Here is a 22,357-nt window from a genome sequence, read left to right as displayed (position 1 = left end):
TGTGTGTCAGGATTTTTATCCTTCAATTAACACTGTCATCTGACGGCGCGCCCAGCAAATGCGCTCTTGCAGGTCCCAGGACGAGAGCGTGATGATGTCTACCAGTCTGCTGTTTGTTCATGCACTACCGGTATTGGATTTATTGCAGCACCAGATGATCGGCGCCGACACGACCATGCTGGTGGTCGACGCCGAGGGCAAGACTGTCCATGCGCGCGGTGGCGCGGACCTGGCGCAACAGACGGAACGCCTGGCCGACGCCGTGCGCGTCACCCTGGCCGGGCAGCATCCGGTCTGCCTGCCCACCCACTGCGGCGGCCAGTGCGCCCCGCCATGCCAGCATGACCTGCCGGGCGGCGCCACCGCCCCCATCGTCGACATCCGGGGGCAGTTGTGCGGCGCGCTGGCCATCGTCGGCGGCTGCGCCGGCGACCAGCCGTGCATGCTGGCGCTGGCCCGCATGGCGGCGCAAATGATAGAGCGCAAGCTGTTCCTGGCCGCGGCGCCGGGCGGGCTGACGCTGCAATTTCACGCCCGCAGCGCCGGTATCGGCACCCTGCAGGACGGCCTGGCCAGCTGCAACGTGGATGGCCGGGTGGTCATGCTTAACCAGGCCGGCCTGGACCAGCTTGGCCTGCCGCGCGCGGCGCTGGCCTCGCATACCTTCTCGTCGCTGTTCGGCGCCTCGCTGGCGCAGCTGACCGAGCGCTGCCGGGCCGCCGCGCCCGGCGACTTGCAGTGGCAATTGCCGCAGGGGCTGCAGGTACACTGCCGTGCGCAATTTTGGGACAACTGTGACACGATGGACCTGCGGGCAGCCGGCGCCGAGCCAGCTCAGTCGGCCCATCCGGCCCGCCGCGGCCGCGCCGCCCTGGGCCGGGGGGCGGACGCGCCGATCGCAACGGCGCTGGGCCAGCTGGACCTGGGCGATCCGCGCATGGCGCAGGTGATCGCCAAGTTGCGCAAGGTGGTCGGCTGCGACATCGGCGTGCTGATCACGGGCGAGACGGGCACCGGCAAGGAATGGCTGGCGCAGGCGATCCACCGCGATTCGCCGCGCGCGCAGCGGCCTTTCGTGGCCATCAATTGCGCCTCCATCCCCGAAACGCTGATCGAATCGGAGCTGTTCGGCTACGAGGAAGGGGCGTTCACGGGCGCGCGCCGCAAGGGCAACACCGGCAGGATCGTGCAGGCCAATGGCGGCACGCTGTTCCTTGACGAGATAGGCGACATGCCGCTGTCGCTGCAGGCGCGGCTGCTGCGCGTGCTGCAAGAGCGACAGGTGACGCCGCTGGGCAGCGACAAGTCCATCGCGGTCGACATCGCGCTGGTATGCGCCACGCACCGCAACCTGCGCGAACAGATCGCCGCCAAGACCTTCCGCGAAGACCTGTATTACCGGATCAACGGCATGGTGGTCAAACTGCCGGCCCTGCGCGAACGGGCGGATTTGCCAGCGCTGGCCGCGCGCGTGCTGGCCGAGGAAGGGCCGGGGCGGACCCTGGCGCCGGCCGTGGCACGGCTGCTGGAACGCCACCGCTGGCCGGGCAACCTGCGCCAGTTGCGCAACGTGCTGCGCACGGCCGCCGTGATGGCCGGGCCGGACGGCGAGATCGGCCTCGAACATCTGCCCGACGATTTCATGGACGATCTGCCGCCGCTTGCGGCAGGCATGGAAGCTGCTTGTATTGACAATGCACCGGTGCTGGGCCTGGACGAGATGGAGTTGCAAGTCATCCAGCGCACGCTGGCCGCGCACGGCGGCAATACATCCGCCGCCGCGCGCGCGTTGGGCATCTCGCGCAACACGATCTACCGCAAGCTGGGAATGGACCGGCTGGCGGCGGCGTGAAGCGCGCCAGCGCCGGTAGCGACACCATAACGAGACAGCGGGAGACGACTATGTATGCGCAATCGGTGCTGCGGCAGCGGATGACGGTAATGGGTACGGTGGTGGTGTTCGCCGCGCTGGCTCTGGGCGCGAGCGCCCTGGTTGGAGCGGCGTGGCCGGCGCAGGTGGCGGCGGCGCTGTCGGCGGCCGGTGGCATGGCGCTGGGCGCGCTCCTGCGCGGACGCGGCGCCGGCACGCCGGAACAGCTGCTGGCCAGCAGCGGCCCCATGATAGACCAGATGATGATAGGCGCAGCCGAAACGTCGCACTTCATCGACACTATCCGCAAGCAGGTCGAGCATGACCTGCAGGCGGTGCAGGAGATCGTGCGGCACGCGGCCCATTCGACGGCCAACACGGAGCATATCGCCGCCAACGCCGAGCGGGCCTCCGCCGTGGCGGCCGACGTGCGCCGCGCCAGCCTGGCCGGGCGTACCGAGGCCGACCAGAGCCTGCAGCAGATCGGCCAGGCACGCGAGGACGCCCATGCGGCCGTGGCCCTGATGCGGGCCTTGCAGGAAAAATCGCGCAGCATCAACAGCATCACCGACACCATCAACCAGATCGCCCAGCGCACCAACCTGCTGGCACTGAACGCGGCCATCGAGGCCGCCCGCGCCGGCGAGCATGGGCGGGGCTTTGCCGTGGTGGCCGGCGAAGTGCGCCAGCTGGCCATGCGCACCAGCGAATCGAGCCACGAGATCGGCCAGCTGGTGCGCACCATCAGCGAACAGGCCGAGCGCGCCGCCAGCGGCATGGAAGCGCTGAGCGGCAAGGTCGTGGCGGCCAGTGGCAAGGTCGAGCAGGTGCATACCTTCTTCCGCACCATCGACCAGGCCTCCGCCACGGCCGAGGGGGAAGTGCAGGCCATCGCGCTGTCCTCGCGCAGCCATGTGGACAGCACGCGCGTGATCGGCGGCGCCATCGAAGCGATCCGCGACGGCATGCTCAATACCCAGACTGAATTGCCGCTGGCCTCGCAGTCGGCCATGATGGTGAGCGAGAAGGCCGAACTGCTGTTCCATGCCGGCGCCGGCGGCCAGTCGGCCGGTGCGCACGACGCCATCCGCGCCGCGGCCCAGCAGGCCGCGCGCGAGGTGGGCGAACTGTTCGAGCAGGCGCTCAAGTGCGGCGTCATCAGCGAGCAGGCCCTGTTCGACCGGCACTACACGCCTATCCCCGGCACCAATCCGCCCAAGTACCGCACGGCGTTTGACGCCTACACGGACCGCGTGCTGCCGGCCATCCAGGAAGCGGTGCTGGAACGGCTGCCGCAGCTGGCCTACGCGGGTGCGGTGGATGACCATGGCTACTTCCCCACCCATAATCGCAAGTTCAGCCAGCCACTGACGGGCGATGTCGACTATGACCTGCTGCACAACCGCACCAAGCGTATTTTCGACGACCGCATCGGCGCCCGCTGCGGCTCGCATACCCAGCCCTATCTGCTGCAGACCTACAAGCGCGATACGGGCGAGGTGATGCACGACCTGTCCGCGCCCATCATGGTACGGGGCCGGCATTGGGGCGGCTTCCGCATCGGCTACCGTTCGGACGCGGCGCCGGCCGCCGTGGCGGCCGCGCCAGCCGCCTCGGCCCCGGCGCGTATTGGGGCAGGCAAAGGCGCGGTCAAAGGGGCGGGCAAGGGAGCAGCGCTAACGGCACGTCGCCCGGCACTGCCGGCAACGACAGCAGTTGCCGGCGCCGCGGCCCGGCCTGCGCGCTGAAGGTCGATGGCAGCGGTACTTGCACGTGCCGCCGGAGCATGACGGATGGGGCGGCGCCAAGGCTCACAAAAAGTGACGCAACGCCCCCCGCTCATTGGTGATTGACGAGCTTCTTTTGCATGAACACGCTTAGCGGATCGTCGGTGTACGCACCGTAGGGGCCACAACGCTCGTAGCCGCAGCGCGCGTACAGACCGAGCGCCTCCGGCTGGTACGGTCCGCTTTCCAGTTTCAGCACGCTGCAAGACGAGGCAATGGCCTCGGCCTCCAGCGTTTGCAGTATCCTCGTCGCCAGTCCCAGTCCGCGTTGGTCGGGGCGCACATACATGCGCTTGAGCTCACCGTATTCCCTCGATAAGACCACGGCGCCGCATCCGACGGCTTGCCCTGCATCGTCCCGCGCCATTACAAAGCGCAGCCCTTGTTCGGCGACCGAAGTCAGGTCCAGCGCGTGATGGCTTTCGGGTGGATAGAGCGCGCTCTGGTAGGCGTCCAGTTCAGCGATCAGCGCGATGGCGTCCGCCTGGTTGGGTGATTCAAACGAAATCTGCATGGTGTCCTTTCAGGGCGTGAGAAAACCGGTGTTGACCACCACGATATAGCGCGCCGGCAGCTTGCTGGTGTTCTGAAAAACGATGCGCTGGTTCTCCTGCATCGCCAGGCAGTCGCCCGCCTGCAAGCGGTGGTGGTGGCCGTTGAAAATCAATTCCATGCTGCCCTCCAGCACCCACACTTGCTGATGGATGCCGACCTCGCGCAATCCCGCCTCATATGTCACTGTGGCGCCGGCCGGAAAATCGATCTGGACAATCTGCAGCGGCGAGCGGAAATGGGGCGGCGAAACATTGCGCCGCGTGTAACCGGACTGCGGATCGGTCCACTGCAACTGGTCGGCCCGGCGGACGAGCGGGCTGGCGTCGGGGAGGGGCGCCTCAAACAAGGACGCCAGCGTGACGCCCAGGCCAAACGCCAATTTGTCCAGCACCACGGCGGTGGGACTGGTTTCGCCACGTTCGATCAATGAAATCATCGAACGGCTGACATCGCTCTTTTTCGCCAGGGCGTCCAGCGACAGGCCACGCTCGGCGCGCAGGGCGCTGATCCGGTCGGCGATGCGCTGGTTGATGTCGGGTGGCGCGGTGGTGGTTGGGTTATCTTTCATGCTGGAAGTATTGTCCAGTATGGTGGAGATGTCAATCGATGTTGGCGCAGCTCATCGACCGGAAGGCGTCAAAGTTGCTATTCAAAGAGTATTCGATGAGCGCGCAGTGTCTGTTTTCCGGCCACGCGGCAAAACAAAGTCGAGCCGCTTCCTCAAGCGAAGACAGTTCATGCGTACTTAGTTTTGCCTCTGCGATTCAATCAGTGACATTTGGAGAGTTTGCAAGACAATAAATAGTGCATCATTCACAGACTTTCCATGCGGATACAGACATTCTATCATGGCAATATATTGCGTAAACATTAATAGAGACAAATCGGAAACTAAACTAAACTAGTTTACTTTTTGATGATGTTGTTAAATGCGGTGTTAAATCACAATAAACTAAACAACTAAAGACTGACATGTATAATTTTCGAATTTCAAAATACGGCGTGAAGCTGCTAAAAATGCTGTGTATGTGTCTCGTTGTTTCAATTCCGTTGTTATCGCAGGCGGTAACCACTCGCCCAAAAATTATCGGAGTCTACGCTTCAAATTTGAGCACAGGGGTTTCTGGTATTTTTTCATCCATTGGCGATGCCGCGAATGTCGTATGCCAAGGGGCATGGGTGACAGGGATCGATCATATTGATGGAAATAACATTTATTGCAAGATTATAATCGATCCAAAAAATCCAGCTACTGAACCAATATATCAAGGAACGTTCCCCACAGTGGACGCATGTCCGGGTTCGCCTCAATACTGGGCACATGATGACTCAAGGGTTTGTTACGATGCGCCTGAAAAGAAGCCAGATTGTGACTGTTCTGGTAATCCGGTTAGATTTGGGGCGAAAGAAAAAGTGCAAATTGAAACAGACTATACATCCAAACAGGGATTGAATTTTGTGCGTTATTACAGCAGCAAGAAGTTCCTCGATGGAGCTGAAATAATTGGGTTGTCATGGGGGCATAGTTATTCAAAGCGACTACGCACTTTAAAGCCACATATATACGCGATAGATGATATTGATAAGCCAACGCATTGCCGGGCCTATAGTTGGAAAGGAGTTAGTGGAAATGGGGGAGATTGGTATCCAAATGAATACCCGCCACTTCAAGATTATCCAGTTTACTCAACAATAATTACCCGGCCAGACGGATATGGCTACTATTTCGCTTCCAGCGACGGCGGTGCGACCTGGCATGCTGACTCAGACGGAAAAGAGCAGCTTTTCGTGCTTCAGTATGACTATCTGGGAAATATTACTCAATGGAAATTGATTACTACTGAGAATGAAATCGAATTCTACGATAAGGATGGGATGTTAACGTCAATTTCCTATCCAAGTGGGTACGTTCAGATTCTGACATACCGCGTTGGAATGTTGGAAAAAGTAACTGATAGTTTTGGTAGAGAATTAAATTTCACTTATGACGATTCTAAACATCTTGTTGCAATGGTCGATCCCGCAGGAAATAAATATACATACACTTATCAAGGTGCGAATGTGCTGAATAGTGTCACATATCCCGATGGTTTAAGGAGAATATATTACTACAACGAATCATTATATATGGGCGCTCAATTGCCGGATAGTAAATATCTGACAGGAATTGCCGACGAGATTAGTCAAGGCAATATTATTCGCTATGGAACATATCGCTATGATAACAAAGGTTTCCCTATTTCCACTGAACATGCGAACGGTGTTGATAAATATACCTTTGATTATTACAATAGTTCAGTTACAGATCCGATGGGAGCTGTTCGCACTTATAGTTTTGAAACTGTAAGTGGTCGATTAATGCAAAGCGATATAACCCAACCGGACGGAACAGGTTCCGTTGCTTCGAGTTCAACGATGCATGACGCAAATGGAAATATTGCTTTTGCAAGGGATTTCAAGCGGACCCTAACTGTCTACAATTATGATCTGACTCGCAATCTCGAAATTCGACGCGTCGAAGCCTCCGGTACTCCCCAAGCGCGCACAACGACTACCAGTTGGCATTCAACCCTCAGGTTGCCGCTACAAATCGCCGAGCCGAATCGGCTAACCACCTTTACCTATGACGCAACCGGAAATCTGTTAAGTAAAACCATTCAGGCCACCACGGATACGACTGGCTCGCAGGGACTGAGCTCTACCCTGTCAGGTATGCCGCGTAGCTGGGCCTTTACTTACAATAGTTTGGGACAGGTACTTACCGTAACCGGTCCCCGTATCGACGTCAATGATGTTACACATTATGAGTACGACGCATCAGGAAACCTGATTACGATTACCAATGCTGCAGGTCACGTGACGAGACTGTCTAATTATGATGCCAATGGTAATGTGGGAACTATCACCGATCCGAATGGCGCCAGTACAAGTTTCACCTATACCCCGCGAGGCTGGATCAGCTCTCGAACCGTTAGCACGGCCGGTAACAATGAGACGACAAATTTTGAATATGATGGCGCAGGCGATTTAATTAAAGTGACGATGCCGGATGGTAGTACCTTAGACTACAGCTTTGATGATGCTCACCGCATGACCGGGGTGAGCGATAAACTTGGAAACAGCATCGTCTACACCCTTGATAACATAGGAAATCGTATTTCAGAGAAAGTTAAGGACATGAATGGAGGTTTGGCCCGGCAGACTTCGCGTGTCTACGATGTATTGAGCCGTGTTAAACAACAGACGGGTGGTGTCCAATGAGCCGCTTGAACATTGTCCACACCGCTACGGGCGTATTAATATTTTCATTGTCCTATATGCCAGTTATTGGCGAATTCACGGGCTTATTGGTATATGCACAAGAACAAAACACAACTTACAATTACGCTTACGACGTCAATGGCAATCTGACCCAAATCAGCGATTCTCTTGGAAATAGTACGAATATCTATTTCGACGTACTGAACAGGGCTTTTAGGAAAGTACAGCCTGTGCCCCAAACAGGTATTGCCAGGCCAACCATTAATTACACCGTTGATGGCCGCGATCAACCCGCTACCGTGGTTGATCCCAGAGGGCTGACGACAACATACACTAGCGATGGCTTGGGCAATCAGCAAATGCTTGCAAGTCCGGATACCGGCGCTACGAATCGTACGTTTGACGCGGCAGGAAATTTGCGGACCAGCACTGACGCCCGAGGTAAAGTCACTACGTTCACGTATGACGTACTCAACCGGCTAACCAACGTCTCCTATTCCACAGGAACGCCGACCCTTCTGGAATATGATGGCGGGCCAACCGGTGCGCCTAACGCGCTGGGGCATCTGACTAAAATGACGGATGAGTCGGGACAGACCGCCTACGCTTATGATCAAGCCGGCCGCCTGCTTGCCAAGACGCAAACAACAATAAATGCGGTTGCGACGGTCAGTCGGACTATCAACTATGCCTATGGCACAAATGGAAAACTGCTCAGCCTGACCTACCCCAGCGGTAGTCGCTTGATTTATACCTACGACCTGGCAGGGCACGTCAGCAATCTCACCCTTAATCCACCGGACGGCAATGGTGGGACGGATTCGACTACCACTATCGTTTTGCTTGATCAGATCAATTACGTTCCATTCGGGGCCGCGCAAAGCTGGACCTGGGGCAACAACAGCGAACAGAGTCCAAATCATTATGTCCGCACGTTTGATCTGGACGGTCGCCTGGTCAGCTATCGGCTGGGGAGTGAGGGCGATGCGGTGGCCGGCATGATACGCACCGTTACCTACGACGCGGCAAGCAGGATCACTGCGATGACCCATACCGGCAATCCGTCCGCTGCGGCATATGACCAGAGCTTCACGTATGATGGACTGGGGCGGCTGCTCACCTTCACAAACAGCACGGGCACTCAGGGCTATTCCTATGACGCCAGCGGTAACCGGACGCAGTTCCGGGTAGGTGCAAATAGCTATAACAATACCATCAGTGGCTCCAGCAATCGCTTGGCCGCGACCACCGGCCCCGTTCCCGCCAAGAATAATGTTTTCGATGCGGCTGGCAACCTGAAAAGCGATGGCACGATAGCCTATTCTTATAGCGATCGCGGCCGACTAATGACGGCCGTCAACGGTACGGTCACCACCAACTATCTCTACAATGGCCTGGGGCAGCGCACGAGCAAGACGGGTGGTGTCGTGCCGACCGGCGCAACGGAGTATGCTTACGATGAGCAAGGCCGGCTGTTGGGAGAATATGATGCCAATGGCACTACTCTGCAGGAGACGGTCTATCTGGGCAATTTGCCTGTTGTGGTACTGAAGCAGCAAGCCGGTGTTGCCGCGCCGGCAGTCTACTATGTTTATGCTGACCACATTAATACGCCACGGATCATTACGGACGCCGTGACGAACAGCGTGGTATGGAGTTGGGTACTAACTGATCCATTTGGTTTGGGACAGCCTAACGAAAATCCGGGCGGCGCGGGTAATTTTACCTACAATGCACGCTTCCCTGGGCAGGTATTTGATGGTGAAACCAATAACCACTACAACTACTTCAGGGATTATGATCCGCAGACGGGCAAGTATGTTGAAAGCGATCCGATCGGCCTGAGTGGTGGTATTAATACGTACGCATATGCTCACGGAAGCCCCGTTTCCCATACGGACATGTTTGGACTGCGAGATGTGATCGTCGCGATCTGGACATCGCGACTGGCAGATGGCTCTGTCGGCCATGTGTTTATGGGGGAGATGGACGGGACAACATTGACAAGTCAATTTCCGACTCCTCATGGCACTGAGGGCGCAAATACAACTAAATCATGGCCAGATACAGTTGCTGCGGAAGGACGCGACGCAGATTATGTGTATAAGGTAAATGTGCCTAATGACGGAGCATTTGATGCGGCTATTGAAAGAGTCCGACGGGCGCCACGATGGTATGCGTTTCCGGATGGAGAAAATTCGACACAATGCGCAAAAGCGGCGTCAGGGGCGATGTCCGCTGGGGGAGTTAAAGGCATACCAAGTTCAGGCAGTATCTGGCCTAATTGGTTGAACAGTGACCTGCTTTTGGATTCTGTTTTTGGGAATCAAGTAACGCGTTTGCCAAGGGTGCCATTTTGAAAAGCAATTCTGTCCGGAGCACTGTCGCTCGCGGCGCGATATGCTCTTTTATATTTGTTATTTTTTTGATAATTACAATCATCGTTTCAGTGATTCGCGATGAGGGCAATTACCGACTGGTGACAGCATTCTTAACATATCCGATGTCATGGGCGATTTTCTCAATATTTCATCCTGTGCTCGAATGGCTGGGGCCTGTGGGCTCAACTTTGCGAATTGTGTGCGAGTGGAGCCTTCTCGGATTAGCGGGCATTGTTCAGTATTTGTTAATTGGAATTTTGATCGTTTTTCTCTGGGATAGTAGTCGCGGTTCTGGTGAAAAATGAAAGGCTGGAAGCGGGTTTTCCAATGTTCAGTTGGATGCTGGGCGGCCCGCAGGTCTGTTCAATGGAAATCCTTGCAGGCATGTATCACGTATCCCACATCGCCATGTACCGGCATCTTGCCAGTGGGGGCCCGTAGTCTTGCTACGGTTAAGATTGGCGGGGACCCTCAAGGCTGTCCCGAATACGAGGATGTAGGCGGGCTTTCGCACAGTTCCCGCGTCGGACAGTCCGGATGTTCCGCCATTGAGAGACCCTCGTAAATCGGACAATGCTGGGCGTTATCGTTTGACACGGAAAAGCGCGCAAGCCAAGTGATATTAGAAACCCGCAGATATGGCGCTGATCAGGCGGTATGCATATCGTGCGCAGCAATGGTGCTGTACAGGCCGGCCGCGCCGATGCGGATGATCCAGTGTTCGGGATAGGGTTCGCTGGCAAAGCGGTTGTGGCGCGCAATGCGGGTCAACTTGTCGAGCGAGGTGGCGGGCGCCAGCGCCGTTTCCTTGCCGCTCAGCTGGTCCAGGTGCCAAAAGCCGCCGTCGTGGTGCAGCAGCAGCGGCAGCGCGGACGCCAGCGGCGTGCTGGCATAGGACGGCATCGGGTAGCCGGGATGGGTTTCCGGCGCGACCAGATAGAAGCATTCGGCGCGGGCGCCATCGTCGATGCGGTGCAGGATGACGGCGTGCGGCAGGATGGCCGACACGGTCAGCACGACGATGCCCTTGATGCTGGCGCTCAGTTCGATGCGCATGCCCAGCCGCAAAGGCGTGGGCTTGTGCTTGCCGGGCCATACGCCGTCCAGCAGCAGGCCGTAGCGCGACACGTCCTCGATCTCGAAACCATGGCTGCCGCGGCGGATCACGGCGTGGCGGCCGGACAGGCGCCGCGTGAGTCCGTTCGGTTGCTGGCCGTCGCTGCCGTAATGGGTGAGCAGGGCGTCGGCCTCGGGGTCGACCAGCTCGAAGCGGCCGAACACGCATTCTTCCAGCGCGAACAGGCGGATCTGGCGCTGCGCGCCCGCTTCCGGCGCCGCGTTGACCAGGCAGGCGGCCCGGCTGGGGTGGGGATGCAGGCCGGCGCTGGCCGGCATGTCGATCTCGATCAGGTCCTCATCCCAGGCGATGGTGGAAAAGCCCAGGTCCACCTTGCCCTGCGGCGCGCCCAGGTCGAGGTGGGCGATGCCGGCGTTGCGGGCCGTGACGTCGATGTCGAGCCGGTCGCCGCCCTGCGCGCTGACGCGGGCGATTGAGGCATCGTCCGCCATCACCCGCACGTTCTTGTGGGTGGACAGGAAGATGCGGTGGATTTCCGTCAGCGTGGCATCGGGGCGGGGCACCAGGATCACGAAGGTGCACACCCATTTGCGCGCCGCCAGTTCCGGATGCTGGCTCAATACTTCGATGCTGATCTGGTACTGGCCATGCTCCATGCCGCGCGAGGAAAACTCCACGAACACGGGGCGCCAGTCGCCGTTGGTCGAGCGCACCATCTGCTGGCGCGCGGCGCCGTGGGGAATCAGGTCCGATTGCAGTTGCAGCGCCAGTTGCGGCGCGCAGCCTTGCGGCATGCCGCGCAATTCCATCTTCAGGGTCTGGCGGCCGCCGGCGGCGCGCGGGTCGAAGCCGCTGATGTGGAGCTGGGGCCGTTCGGCCTGGGCCCGCACCAGCGTGCGGGCATAGGCCGGCGCCAGGGCGGCGGCCGTGCTTGTGCCCGGAATTGCGGCCGGGATTGCGGTGGTATTGTCGTCGGGATGGTCCGGGCCGTGGGCAGCCGCCTGCGCCGCGGCCGGAATCTCGGCACGGCCATGGCGCACGGCACTGAGCAGGTCGTAGCTGGTGGGTTGCCGCGCGGCTTGGGCGTGTCCGCCCGCGCAAGCGTCTTCCCCGGGCATGACCCAGTACGTGCAGTGCGGGTGCTGCGGGTTACTGCATTTTTTCATGGCGTTCAGACCGACGGGATAACCATGAGTTTATGCGCTTTTAGCTGCGTTTGGCAATCGGCGTGGCCAGGGCGGGCATGATTTGTGGCCTGCCAGCGCCGGATTGCTGTTTTCGTAACAACATCGGTCAGAAAAAGGTGGTTAAATTGGTATCGGGCAGTGCCGTCTCGTCAATGTTTTCCGCCGGGAAGCGCACGGCGATGGCGCTCATGTTGTCGATATATAACTGAGGCGGCGGATCGCCGCTCCATGTCTGGAACAGGCTGGCCAGGGCGGCGGCTATGCCATCGGGCCGGCGCGCCAGCAGCGGCGGCCAGCGCGCCGTCCAGGGCAGCGGCTGGCCGCATGCCCACAGCCCGTCCGTGGCCAGCAGGTACAGCGCGCCGGGGCGCAGTCTCAGCGCGCGGCGGTCCGCCAGCCGGTGCAGAAAGGGCGGCAGCGTGTGCCGGTCCAGCGGCTGCAGGCCATCGTCCAGCACTTGCGGATTGGCGAACGCGTTGCCAAGGATGAAGGCCTGGGCGATCTGCGAGCGGTGTTCGCCGTGCACCTGCTGCCACCACTCCTGCGGCCCCAGCATGCCATGCATGGCGTAGCCGGTGGCCGGCACGTGGTCGATGGTGAGGGGATGAGCCGCGTCGGCCGTCACTTCGTACAGGCGCGAATCGCCCACGTGGTACAGCAGCGGGGCCTGGCCCGGTGCGATTTCCAACAGCGTGAGCGTGGTGCCGGGACGGCGGAAGTGGTCGTGGTCGCCCGGCTGGCGGAAGCGGGCCTGCAGCGTCGCGTGCAGCGCGTCGAGGCGGGACGACAGCTGCTCCAGCGTGTCGCAGGCCGGCACGTCCAGCACGGCCGAGGCCACGGCCTCCGCCGCCTGCCTGCCGTCGCCATGGCCGCCCATGCCGTCCAGCACGGCCAGCCGCACATGGCCGGCGGGCCAGCCGGCGATGCGGGTGCGGAACGGCGCTTCGCCGCGCAGGCAGACGGCGTGACCGGTGGCGTCGATCAGCACCACGTTGTCCTGGTTTTCCGGCACCACCAGCTTGCTGGCGCTGGCGGCGCTGCGGGCGGCCACTTCCAGGCCGGGGCCGAAGTCCAGCCCGGCGGCCAGACATGTCATCGAATCGGGCGCGGCGGCCGGTGCGGGGCGCCGCGCGCGCAGCGGCATCATTCGCCGCTCCGGCGCAGCCACAGGCTGCTCACCCAGCCCACGTCGCTGCCGTCGGCCATCGTGGCCCGCACCTGCCACCAGTCGCCGTCGCGGGCGCCGGTCGGGGTGACGGTGGCGCCGGGAGGGACGGTGGCCAACAGCGGCGCGGCCACGCCGGCGGCGGCACGCAGGTGCAGCGCCTGGTGGACCTGGAACGGCTGGCCGGCGATGGCGGGCTGGCCTCCGTCGCTGCCGCTGCCGTTGTTGCCGCCGCCGTTGCCGCCGCTGCCGCGGTTGCCCCTGCCGTCGCTGCCGCTGCCGTTGCCGCTAGCCGGGCCGGCGTCGGGAATGGTGCCGGGTAGGGTGTCTGCTGAAGTGTCGGGCAAGCCCGCGCGCCCGGTCGCGCCGGCAGCCGGCGCGGCGGCGTTGGCGCCGTCAAGCGCAGCTGCCTGCGCCAAGGCGCGCGGCGCGGGTGCGAGGCTGAGGATGATGCTGCCGAAACCCCAGGTGCCGGCGACGAGGATCAGCAGCGCGCGCGCGTTCGGCCGGCGCCACCACTGGCGCGGCGTCAGGCACGATGCCAGGAACAGCGTCAGCACCAGTCCGGCGAGGAAGGCGCCGGCCCCGTACAGTTTAGCCATGTCCATGCCGCCTCCCGCCGTCACGCGTCGAAGCGCAGTACATAGTGGCCGGCCGCCAGGTGGTGGCCGGGTGGCAGCAGGTAGGGCGCCTCGGCGCTCGCCTCGCCTATGCTGGCGACGAAGGCCAGCTTGTCGTCCAGGTGGAACAGGGCCTGGGTCGCGGCCAGGCGGCCGATCTGGTAGCCCTGCGGCGTGGCCTCGAAGCTGAACGCCGTGCGCGACAGGCCAATGCGGTCGGCGCTGGCGCCATCGGTGCCGGCGGCACGCCGCAGGAAGCGGGGCGAATCGAGCACCCGCAGCCCGGCCAGCATAGCGCTGCTGCGGCCGAAGGTGAAGCGCGCGCCGCCCGCCACCGGTGCCGCCAGCGGTTGGGCCAAAGACAGCAGGGCGCAATAGCGCTCGGCCATCTCCGGCGCCACGGCCAGCAGCGCCATGCTGCGGCCTTCGACCGGGCAGAAGGTGGCCGGCGCGGCGATGCGCTGACGGCCCGCCGCCGTGCAGGCATACAGCTCGTCAGCGGCCGTGACGCCGAAGGTGATGGCCGCCGGGCTGTCGTGTGAGACGGCCAGCGCGGCATCGAACGGCAATTCCAGCGCGCTGGCGCCCGTGTCTCGGTAGCGGCTCAGGCGGGGCAAGGCCAGCGCCACCAGGCTTACGCGTTGCTGGGCGGCGGGCGCGTAGGTCGCCTCGCTCTCGGCAGGTCGATAGGCGGCCTTGTGGCTGCTGACGGGCAGCGCTGTCAGGTCGTCGCCGGCCGGCGCAGGCCGCGAGGCGGAGCGGTTGTGCCAGACGGCCGGCTTGATGCTGTTCCGAGATGAAGCCGGCGACAGCGACGAATACTGCGATGACGATGACGATTGCGGATGCGGTTGCGATGACGACAGCGCAGACTGCGAAGGGGCCGACGGAACAGGCGCCGCAGCGGGGGCGGAGCCGACCCGGGCAATTTTCAGCATCAGCCGCGGGCTGCCGCCGGTGGCGTCGATGCCGCCCCGTTTCGATTTGATCGTGTAGTAGCCGCTACGCGGATCGAAGCGGCAATCGAAGGCATCCTTGGGCCGCATCTGCACGGCGGGCGGCGCGTCCGGGCCATCGTTGATGATGAGGATGGCGCCCTCCGGGCCGAACGGCCAGCCGGGCGCGGCGCAGCTGGCTGCGCCGCCATCGGCGCCGATCAGCACCAGGCGCTGGTTGGGGTAGATGGGGCAGACTGGATGCCACACGGCGCTGTCGCGCGACACGCTGACATTGAACAGGATCTTTTCGTCCGGCGCCGGCAGGTAGACGGCGTGGCCGAACTTGACCTCGATCTGGCCCGGCGCCAGCGCCTCCGTGCCCACCACGTCGTAGCGCACCTGGTCGGCGCCCAGCAGGTCGCCGAAGTCCTTCTGGTGCAGGGCCGTCAGCGTCTGCGCCAGGTCGCGCGCGCGCGCGCCGCGCGTGAGGTGGTAGTCGTCATCGACTTCCTCCTGCGGCAGCATCAGCGTCACATGCGAGAAGCAGCGCGTGACGGCGCGGCCCCGGTGTTCGCGCGGGCAGCGTTCCAGCAGGTCGCGCAGCAGCGGGCGGCGTGCGAACAGCGCCAGCCCGGGCGCCTGCCAGATGGCTTCGGCGTTGAATACGTCCGGTATCCGGCCTAAGACTTCGTGTTGAACATAGATCGGCATGATTCGTTCTCCTCAAATGATGACGCGCTGACCGCAACCATTGCTAGCAGGGGGCACAGGAAAAACAGCAGGTGGCTGCCGCCGGCCGACAGGAAACTCATGGGCTGGCCCATGATGGGGAAGATGGCCAGGTTGGTGCCCCACGACAGCAGGAAGTGGCCGAGCGCGAAGGCGGCGCCGCCGCACAGGGCGAAGTAGGCGTAGCGCCCGGCCCAGGCGGCGCGGTGATGGCGGGCCGCGGCGCCGGCCGCCAGGCAGCGGGCCGCCGTGGCGAGGACGCCTGCCACGAACGCGGCCTGCCAGGCCCACAGCAGCAGGCCGGCCGCCAGCCCATGCCGGTTCAGGAAGAAGGACGGGGCGAAGTCGTCCTGCACGGCGGGGATGCGCAGCACGCTGCCCAGCGGCTGGCCCAGTGTGCGCAATCCGAACAGGTGGTCGGCGCCCCACCAGCCGCCGTCGGCCATGGCCCGCGCGCCCAGCAGCAGCTGCTGGCCCGTGTGCGGGTGTTCGGCCGGGTTGAGCCAGACCAGGAAACGGTCGGCATAGAAGCCCCATTTGATCAGGTCATCGGTGCCCGTCAGGCGCAGCCAGGCGATGGCGCCCATGGCCGCCAGCACCAGCAACAGCAGGGCCGCGGCCAGCGTGACGTTGCGCGTGGCCGTCGCGTAGGCCAGCGCCATGGCCGTGCTCCAGACGAGCAGCAGGATCAGGGGCGAATAATCGTCCACCTGCACCAGCGCCAATCCCAGCAGGGCGAGGAACAGCAGGGCCGGCGCGGCCAGCCGCAGCCAGCGCATGCCGAGCTCGGACCAGCCATGCGGACCGCGCTGCCAGCCGAAACGCAGCGCCAGGCAGTGGGCGGTGAGGGCCGTCAGGGCCAGCTTGGCCAGTTCCACCGGCTGCAGATCGAACACGCCCGTCTCGTCGCCCCACAGCACCTGGGCCGCCAGCGCGGCCAGCGCCACGGCGGCGAACAGCATCAGCAGCCATTCGACGCGGCGCTGTGGCAGCCGGGCGCCCAGGCGGGCCGCGCACAGGCGCCATGCCGCCCCCAGCGCCGTGCCGATGGCCAGCATGGCGGCGCTCTTCTGGTAGTAGCGCAGCCACGACGCTTCGTCGGCCCCCAGGCCCAATTCCAGCTGGGCCAGCAATCCGGCCGCCAGCAGGATCACGGCGGCGGCCACCGGCAACGACAGCCGGCCCGGCAGCGCGAGCCACGTGGCCAGCGCCCAGCAGGCCAGCAGCAGGGAGCAGGCGGCGCCGGGCGGATGGCCTGCGCGTTGCAGTACCAGCGCCGCCGTGCCGCCAACGAGCAGACAACCGGCGGACCACAGCGCCGCCGCCGAAGGCCATGGGGAATTTACGATCGTGGGCCGTGGCGTCCATCGCACAGCCATCTGGCCCGTCATCAGGACGCACAGGCCGGCCAGGCCGGACAGCATCGCGCCGAGCACGATGCTGTCGCCGTCCCCGTTCCACAGTGTGCGTTGCCGCCATTGCCACTCGACGGCGGACGGCAGGCGCACTTCCGGCATGCTGTGCAGGGCGATGCGGCGGCTTGGCGTCAGGGTCAGCATATCGCCCGACAGATTCACTTCGAAGCGTGTGTGGCCGACGACGAGCGCTTGCACATGGGCCAGCGGCGCTTCCTGCCGCCGCAGGTCGGCCGCTTGCGGCCCATCCAATATCTGCACGGCGGCCGGTTCGCCATCCGGATTGCCCGCGCTGAGCACGATCCGGCCTCCGTCGCGCTCCAGCCGTGCCGCGCCGGGCGTTACATCGGCCAGGCCGAGCCGGTTGCCGCAATGAAGATTGCCGCCGAAGGTGAGCGGGTGGGCTACCGTCAGCGGCGCCGGCATCCAGCGGTTCCACAACGCCAGCAGCCTGGCGCCGCCATGCGCATCGGGGCAGGCTGGCTGCGGCTGACCGTTGCGGTACAGCGTGGCGCCGTCGAACCACCAGTGCTGGCCGGCCATGGCGAAAGCGGCGGCGCCCGCGCCGGACGGTTCGATGGCAAAGCGCTGGTCGTCGATCTGGAAGCCGCGCTTGCCCTGCAGGGAGGTGCTGCCCATGCGCTGTTCGCCGTCCGCGTCCTGCAGCACCAACTGGCGGGACTGGCTCAGATTCGCCAGCATCCAGACCCCGTCGGCGTCGCGCCGCAGGGCCAGATGGGTCTTGTCGGCCTGCGGCGCGGCCAGCTCGTGTCGCCCCAGTGTCACGTTCGCGCCCGGCGTCAGCGTGACCTTGATGGCGGCCGGCAGCCAGGCCGGCGGCGCGCGCCACAGCGACCAGGCTTGCAAGGCGCACAGCAGCGTGGCCAGCACGGTGACCACGGCCAGCAGGCCGTTGCGGGCCATCGCGCCGCAGCAGGCGCGTATGCCTGCTGCGGCCAGCGCCGGAAGCGACGGCCAGGAACGGAACGGCAACACCGACGCCATGGCGGTCCCCATCATGCGCTCTGGATGCTGCGCCAGCCGTTGGCCGCTGTGGGACGGGCCAGGTCATGCGCCAGTTCATGCAGGGCCGGCATGCCGGCGTGGGGCAGGGTGTGACGGATAGCGGCCAGCAGCCGGCTGATCTGCACCGCGTGAAGGGGCCGCTGCGCCGGGTCGGCGGCCAGCAGGGTGCGCAGCAGCTGCAGGGCCGGCGCCCGCGCCTGCGGCTGCGCGCGCGCGATGGCGTCGCCGAATTGCTGGGCCTCGTCCTCATCCAGGATGGGCGGGATGGCGCCGCCATGCGCTTGCCGCAGCACCCCGGCGCCGGCCGTGTGGTGGCAGCGGTAAGCGTGGCCGCAATCGCTGCAGAAGCGCAGCGGCTGGCCGCCGGTGGCCAGGAAGTAGAACATGGCACCGAGCGAAAAATAGTCGCTGCGGGCATCGGTGGCATAGCCGCCGCCGTCGGCAGGGAAGAACTGTTCCGGCGCCTGCCAGTTGGCGGTGCCCGCATACGAATGGGTGTGGACACTATCGAGCAGGCGGTTGGTGCCGAAATCGGCCAGCTTGACGGTGGACAGGTGCGGGTCCAGCAGTACGTTGGCCGGCTTCAGGTCCAGGTAGCGCCAGCCGTACTGGTGGACCTTGGCCAGTGCCTGGTTGATCTGCGCGATCCAGTCCAGCAGCTGGGGCAACGGTATCGATTCGCCCCGTGCCTTCAGGGCCGCCGTGTGCCGGCCCAGGTCCGTGCCCATCAATTCGAGCGCCAACACGGGCAGGCCGTCGTGCCAGCCGCTGTCGAGCAGGCGCACGATGTGGCGTTCGTCCCAAGGCTCCAGCGACTGCAGGAAGGCGATCTCGTTGCGGGCGCTGTCGGTCCAGCGGGCGCGCTGTTCCGGCAGGGCGCGCGCCATCTGCTCCTGGTTGATCAGCTTGACCGCCACGTCGCGCGTGGCGCGCGGCCCGCTGGCGCGCCAGATGACGCCATAGGCCGAACCGGCGATCTGTTCGCGCAGCCGGTAATGGCCCAGTTCCAAGGTGATGATAGTGTCCGTCATGATTCCCCCGCCGGCCCGGTGCCGTCATGCCGGTGTAGCGGAGGGAGACGAAAAAGACGAAAAAAAAGCCTGACGCCGGGAGCGTCAGGCCATGGCCGCTGGGGTGCGCGGCGCGTAACGGTCAGCGGTCGTAGTAACCCCGCTCGTATCCCCGGTGATGTTCGTGGTATTCGCGTTCGTAGTAGCCGCGGCCATGGTGTTCACGGTATTCGCGGTAGTAGGGCCGTGCCGGTTCCACATAGACCACGCGCGGCGGCTCATAGTAGCGCGGCGGCGGGGCGTAGTACACGGGCGCCTGCTGGTAGTACACGGGCGCCGGCTGGGTGTAGACCCGGGTTTCGACATAGCCGCGCCGGTAGCCGCGGTCGTTCGTGCTGATGCTGTTGCCCACGGCCGCGCCCACCAGGCCGCCGACGATGGCGCCGTCACGCCCGCCGCTGTTGCTGCCGATGGCCGCGCCGATCACGGCGCCGGCCGCCGTGTTGAAGTCTCTGTCCCCGGCCATTGCGCCCGACGATACGGCAACTGCGGCCAGCATCACCGCACCCAGGATTTTCTTGTTCAACATGGCGTTTCCCCTCGCATCGGCACTGGTCGGAATGACCGGTTCAGCCGTTGTATGAGCTTCACTATATCGTCCGCCAAAAAAATCGCCACGGCTTATACACATTCTTACATTCCGGGCAGCCGTGTAACATTTGACGGTACCCCGGCCAGACTGGCGCGCCGGCGCTCCCACTCCGGCCGCAACAGACTGTACACGGTCACGTCGCGGTAGGCGCCGTTGATGAAGAAGCATTGGCGCAGCGTGCCTTCGGCCGTGAAGCCGCACTTCTCGGCCACCCGCACCGAGGCCGTGTTCTCGGGCGCCGTCAGCAGTTCGAGCCGGTGGTACTGGCTCACATTGAACAGGTAGTCGATCAGCAGCCTGCAGGCTTCGGTCACATAACCGCGTCCGGCCAGCGTCTGGTCGAACAGGCGGTAACCGATTTCGCGGTTGGTGGCCGTGCGCGCCTTGAAATGGGTGATGACGCCGACGATGTGGTGCAGCTGGTCTTCGATGACGAACAGTTCACTGTCCTCGGAGGCAAAGCCGTTCTGCATGAACTCCTTGCGCATCGTTTCGGGCGACTTGAAATGGCTGGAAAAATAGTCGCCCCGCGACGGCAGGTCGTTGACCAGCGCGATGAAGGTGTTCAGGTCGGCCGTGAGCAGATGGCGCACGGTACACAGTTTCCCTTGGAGCATAGACGCTTTCGTGGCAAGGCACAGACTCCCATGGTAAGGCAAGCTTGCCGCCGAATCAACAGCAACCGGGATGCGTAAAACGTAACATTTGCTGCGGAAAATAGTCAAATAGGCTATCGTTTCATTCCCTCGCCATCCGCCAGGGAACTGTTGATAAAAACCAAACACCCACCCACGAGACTGGATACGCATGCATACCGTTTTTGAACAAGCCCTGGGCCACAAGCCCGTACTGACCCTGCTGGCCGGCTGCCTGCTGGGCGGCGCCGCGCTGGCCGCGCCGGCCAACGACAGCGCCACGCTGGGCAAGATCCGCGACAGCGCCATGCAGGACAACTGGGCCTACGAGCGCCTGGCCGACCTGACCGACCTGGTGGGACCGCGCCTGTCCGGTTCGCCCGGCGCGGCGGCCGCCGTGGAGCAGGTGGCGGAAGCGATGCGCAAGCTGGGCGCCAAGGTCACGCTGCAGCCCGTCAAGGTGCCGCACTGGGTGCGCGGCGCCGAGTCGGGCGAACTGGTGGACTACGCCGGCCGTCCCGCCGGCATCACCCAGCGCGTGGTGCTGACGGCCCTGGGCGGCTCGGGCGCCACCCCGGCCGCCGGCCTGACGGCGCCGGTGCTGGTGGTGCACGGCTTCGAGGAGCTGCAAACCCGCGCGGCCGAGGCCAAGGGCCGCATCGTGCTGTTCGACGTGCCGTTCGACCAGCAGATGGCCGACCGCGGCCTGGCCGGCCCGGCCTACGGCCATGGCGCCAACTACCGCGTCAACGGTCCGCGCAAGGCCGCTGAACTGGGCGCGGTGGCGGCCCTGGTGCGCGCCGTGGGCGGCGCCGACTACCGCATCCAGCACACGGGCGCCACGCTGCTCGACGCCAAGGCCCGCATCCCGGCCGCCGCCGTCACCACGGAAGACGCGCTGCTGATGACCCGCCTGTCGGCCCGCGGCCCGCTGCAGATGCACCTGACCCTGACCCCGCAGACCCTGCCCGACGCCGACAGCTACAACGTCATAGCCGACCTGCCCGGCAGCGACAAGGCCGACGAGGTGGTGATCGTGTCCGGCCACCTCGATTCCTGGGACCTGGCCACCGGCGCCAACGACGACGGCGCCGGGGTGGCCGGCGCCATGGGCGTGCTGGCCACGCTCAAGAAGCTCAACCTGCAGCCGCGCCGCACCATCCGCGTGATCGCCTGGATGAACGAGGAGAACGGCACCCGCGGCGGCAAGGCCTACTTCGCCGCCAACAAGGAGCACCTCGAGCGCCAGGTGGCCGGCATCGAAAGCGATTCCGGTTCCGGCCGGCCGTTCGGGCTGTTGTCCAGCGTGGCGCCCAAGGCCGCACCGCTGTTCGAGCCGCTGATGGCAGCGCTCGAGCCTATCGGCGCCGGCGCCTTCACCCGGCGCGACGTGCTCGGCGCGGCCGACCTGTCGCCGCTGGAGGAGGCGGGCATGCCCGTGTTCGAGCCGCATGTCGATACCCACAGCTATTTCCACTACCACCACACGCCGGCCGATACGCTCGACAAGGTCAACCCGGCCGACCTGCAGCGCCATGTGGCTGTGATGTCGGCCCTGTCCTGGTTCCTGGCCAATATGGAGCAGCCCATCGGCCGCACGCTCAAGCAGTAAGCGCGGCCCGGTTTGCGCAGACGTGCTGCCCGGCGCGATTGCTTCGTGCTAGTCTGTAGGCTGGCGTCCGCCGCGGACGCCGGCCAGCCAAGGCAGGCATGGCAAACGAACGGGAAAGGAGAGTGCCATGGACCAGCAGTCGAAAATCCACTACAAGGGTTGGGAAATCATGCCGGTGGCGTTGCCCACCAGCGACAGGCGGTGGACGGCCAGCTGCGACATCGCCCGCGCCGGCGTGGACGGCGTGGAAACGTTCGAAGGCGCCACCATGCAGTTCCTGCGCGAGACGGAGGACGACGCCATCGCCGCCGCCTGCGACGAGGCGATCCGCCAGATCGACAACCTGATCGCCAATCCCCTGGTGCGCCTGGCCTGAGGTTTCTGGACAAAGGCTTCCGGCTTAAGGCGTCTGGCCAGAAGCGTGTCCGGCCGCGCC

16 protein-coding genes are annotated in these 22,357 nt (G+C 63.7%); 6 read left to right on the top strand and 10 right to left on the bottom strand.

Going from position 1 to position 22,357, the window contains the following annotated elements:
- Nucleotides 1–91 precede the first annotated feature (91 nt).
- Complete coding sequence (locus AC3WOS_RS12035; protein ID WP_492716191.1) at nt 92–1,852, top strand: sigma-54-dependent Fis family transcriptional regulator; 1,761 nt, start codon at nt 92–94, stop codon at nt 1,850–1,852.
- Nucleotides 1,853–1,902: 50 nt separating this feature from the next.
- Nucleotides 1,903–3,618 carry a methyl-accepting chemotaxis protein gene (locus AC3WOS_RS12030; RefSeq protein WP_492716190.1) on the top strand — a complete coding sequence of 572 codons (1,716 nt, stop codon included), beginning with the start codon at nt 1,903–1,905 and terminating at the stop codon, nt 3,616–3,618.
- Between the two features lie 91 nt (nt 3,619–3,709).
- On the opposite strand, the gene AC3WOS_RS12025 is transcribed toward AC3WOS_RS12030, so the two are convergent.
- Both AC3WOS_RS12025 and AC3WOS_RS12020 read right to left on the bottom strand, forming a co-directional pair.
- Nucleotides 3,710–4,171, bottom strand: a complete 462-nt coding sequence (locus AC3WOS_RS12025; RefSeq protein WP_492716189.1) for a GNAT family N-acetyltransferase — start codon at nt 4,169–4,171, stop codon at nt 3,710–3,712.
- Between the two features lie 9 nt (nt 4,172–4,180).
- Nucleotides 4,181–4,780, bottom strand: coding sequence for a helix-turn-helix domain-containing protein (locus AC3WOS_RS12020; RefSeq protein WP_492716188.1), 600 nt, complete (start codon nt 4,778–4,780; stop codon nt 4,181–4,183).
- A gap of 404 nt (nt 4,781–5,184) precedes the next feature.
- Between AC3WOS_RS12020 and AC3WOS_RS12015 the strand changes: the two genes are divergently transcribed.
- Both AC3WOS_RS12015 and AC3WOS_RS12010 read left to right on the top strand, forming a co-directional pair.
- Nucleotides 5,185–7,473 (top strand): hypothetical protein, encoded by a 2,289-nt coding sequence (locus tag AC3WOS_RS12015; RefSeq protein ID WP_492716187.1) that lies wholly within the window; start codon nt 5,185–5,187, stop codon nt 7,471–7,473.
- Nucleotides 7,470–9,833, top strand: a complete 2,364-nt coding sequence (locus AC3WOS_RS12010; protein ID WP_492716186.1) for an RHS repeat-associated core domain-containing protein — start codon at nt 7,470–7,472, stop codon at nt 9,831–9,833. Before AC3WOS_RS12015 ends, AC3WOS_RS12010 begins: the two co-directional genes overlap by 4 nt.
- A 669-nt stretch (nt 9,834–10,502) precedes the next feature.
- On the opposite strand, the gene AC3WOS_RS12005 is transcribed toward AC3WOS_RS12010, so the two are convergent.
- The 8 genes from AC3WOS_RS12005 to AC3WOS_RS11970 form a co-directional block, all read right to left on the bottom strand.
- Complete coding sequence (locus AC3WOS_RS12005) at nt 10,503–12,050, bottom strand: FHA domain-containing protein (protein ID WP_492716185.1); 1,548 nt, start codon at nt 12,048–12,050, stop codon at nt 10,503–10,505.
- Nucleotides 12,051–12,225: 175 nt separating this feature from the next.
- Nucleotides 12,226–13,266 carry a PP2C family protein-serine/threonine phosphatase gene (locus AC3WOS_RS12000; RefSeq protein WP_492716184.1) on the bottom strand — a complete coding sequence of 347 codons (1,041 nt, stop codon included), beginning with the start codon at nt 13,264–13,266 and terminating at the stop codon, nt 12,226–12,228.
- Entirely contained in the window at nt 13,263–13,886 is a 624-nt protein-coding gene (locus AC3WOS_RS11995) for an SH3 domain-containing protein (protein ID WP_492716183.1), read from the bottom strand. Before AC3WOS_RS11995 ends, AC3WOS_RS12000 begins: the two co-directional genes overlap by 4 nt.
- A gap of 20 nt (nt 13,887–13,906) precedes the next feature.
- Nucleotides 13,907–15,553 (bottom strand): hypothetical protein, encoded by a 1,647-nt coding sequence (locus AC3WOS_RS11990; RefSeq protein WP_492716182.1) that lies wholly within the window; start codon nt 15,551–15,553, stop codon nt 13,907–13,909.
- A complete protein-coding gene (locus AC3WOS_RS11985; RefSeq protein ID WP_492716181.1) occupies nt 15,523–17,991 on the bottom strand; it encodes an FtsW/RodA/SpoVE family cell cycle protein in 2,469 nt (822 codons plus the stop codon). Before AC3WOS_RS11985 ends, AC3WOS_RS11990 begins: the two co-directional genes overlap by 31 nt.
- An 11-nt stretch (nt 17,992–18,002) precedes the next feature.
- Nucleotides 18,003–19,043: a serine/threonine-protein kinase gene (locus AC3WOS_RS11980; protein WP_492716180.1), complete on the bottom strand. Its 1,041-nt coding sequence runs from the start codon at nt 19,041–19,043 to the stop codon at nt 18,003–18,005.
- A gap of 121 nt (nt 19,044–19,164) precedes the next feature.
- Nucleotides 19,165–19,611, bottom strand: a complete 447-nt coding sequence (locus AC3WOS_RS11975) for a glycine zipper domain-containing protein (RefSeq protein WP_492716179.1) — start codon at nt 19,609–19,611, stop codon at nt 19,165–19,167.
- 104 nt (nt 19,612–19,715) lie between these two features.
- Nucleotides 19,716–20,291, bottom strand: a complete 576-nt coding sequence (locus AC3WOS_RS11970) for a GNAT family N-acetyltransferase (RefSeq protein ID WP_492716178.1) — start codon at nt 20,289–20,291, stop codon at nt 19,716–19,718.
- Nucleotides 20,292–20,481: 190 nt separating this feature from the next.
- Here AC3WOS_RS11970 and AC3WOS_RS11965 point away from each other — a divergent pair, with 190 nt between their 5' ends.
- On the top strand, nt 20,482–21,921 hold the full coding sequence (locus AC3WOS_RS11965) for a M20/M25/M40 family metallo-hydrolase (protein WP_492716177.1): 1,440 nt from the start codon (nt 20,482–20,484) through the stop codon (nt 21,919–21,921).
- Between the two features lie 127 nt (nt 21,922–22,048).
- On the top strand, nt 22,049–22,297 hold the full coding sequence (locus AC3WOS_RS11960) for a hypothetical protein (RefSeq protein ID WP_492716176.1): 249 nt from the start codon (nt 22,049–22,051) through the stop codon (nt 22,295–22,297).
- The last annotated feature ends 60 nt before the right edge of the window (nt 22,298–22,357 follow it).

Source organism: Rugamonas sp. FW305-51, from assembly GCF_058786935.1.
The sequence above is the reverse complement of the archived record's forward strand: the minus strand, read 5'-3'. Positions and strand labels throughout refer to the sequence as shown.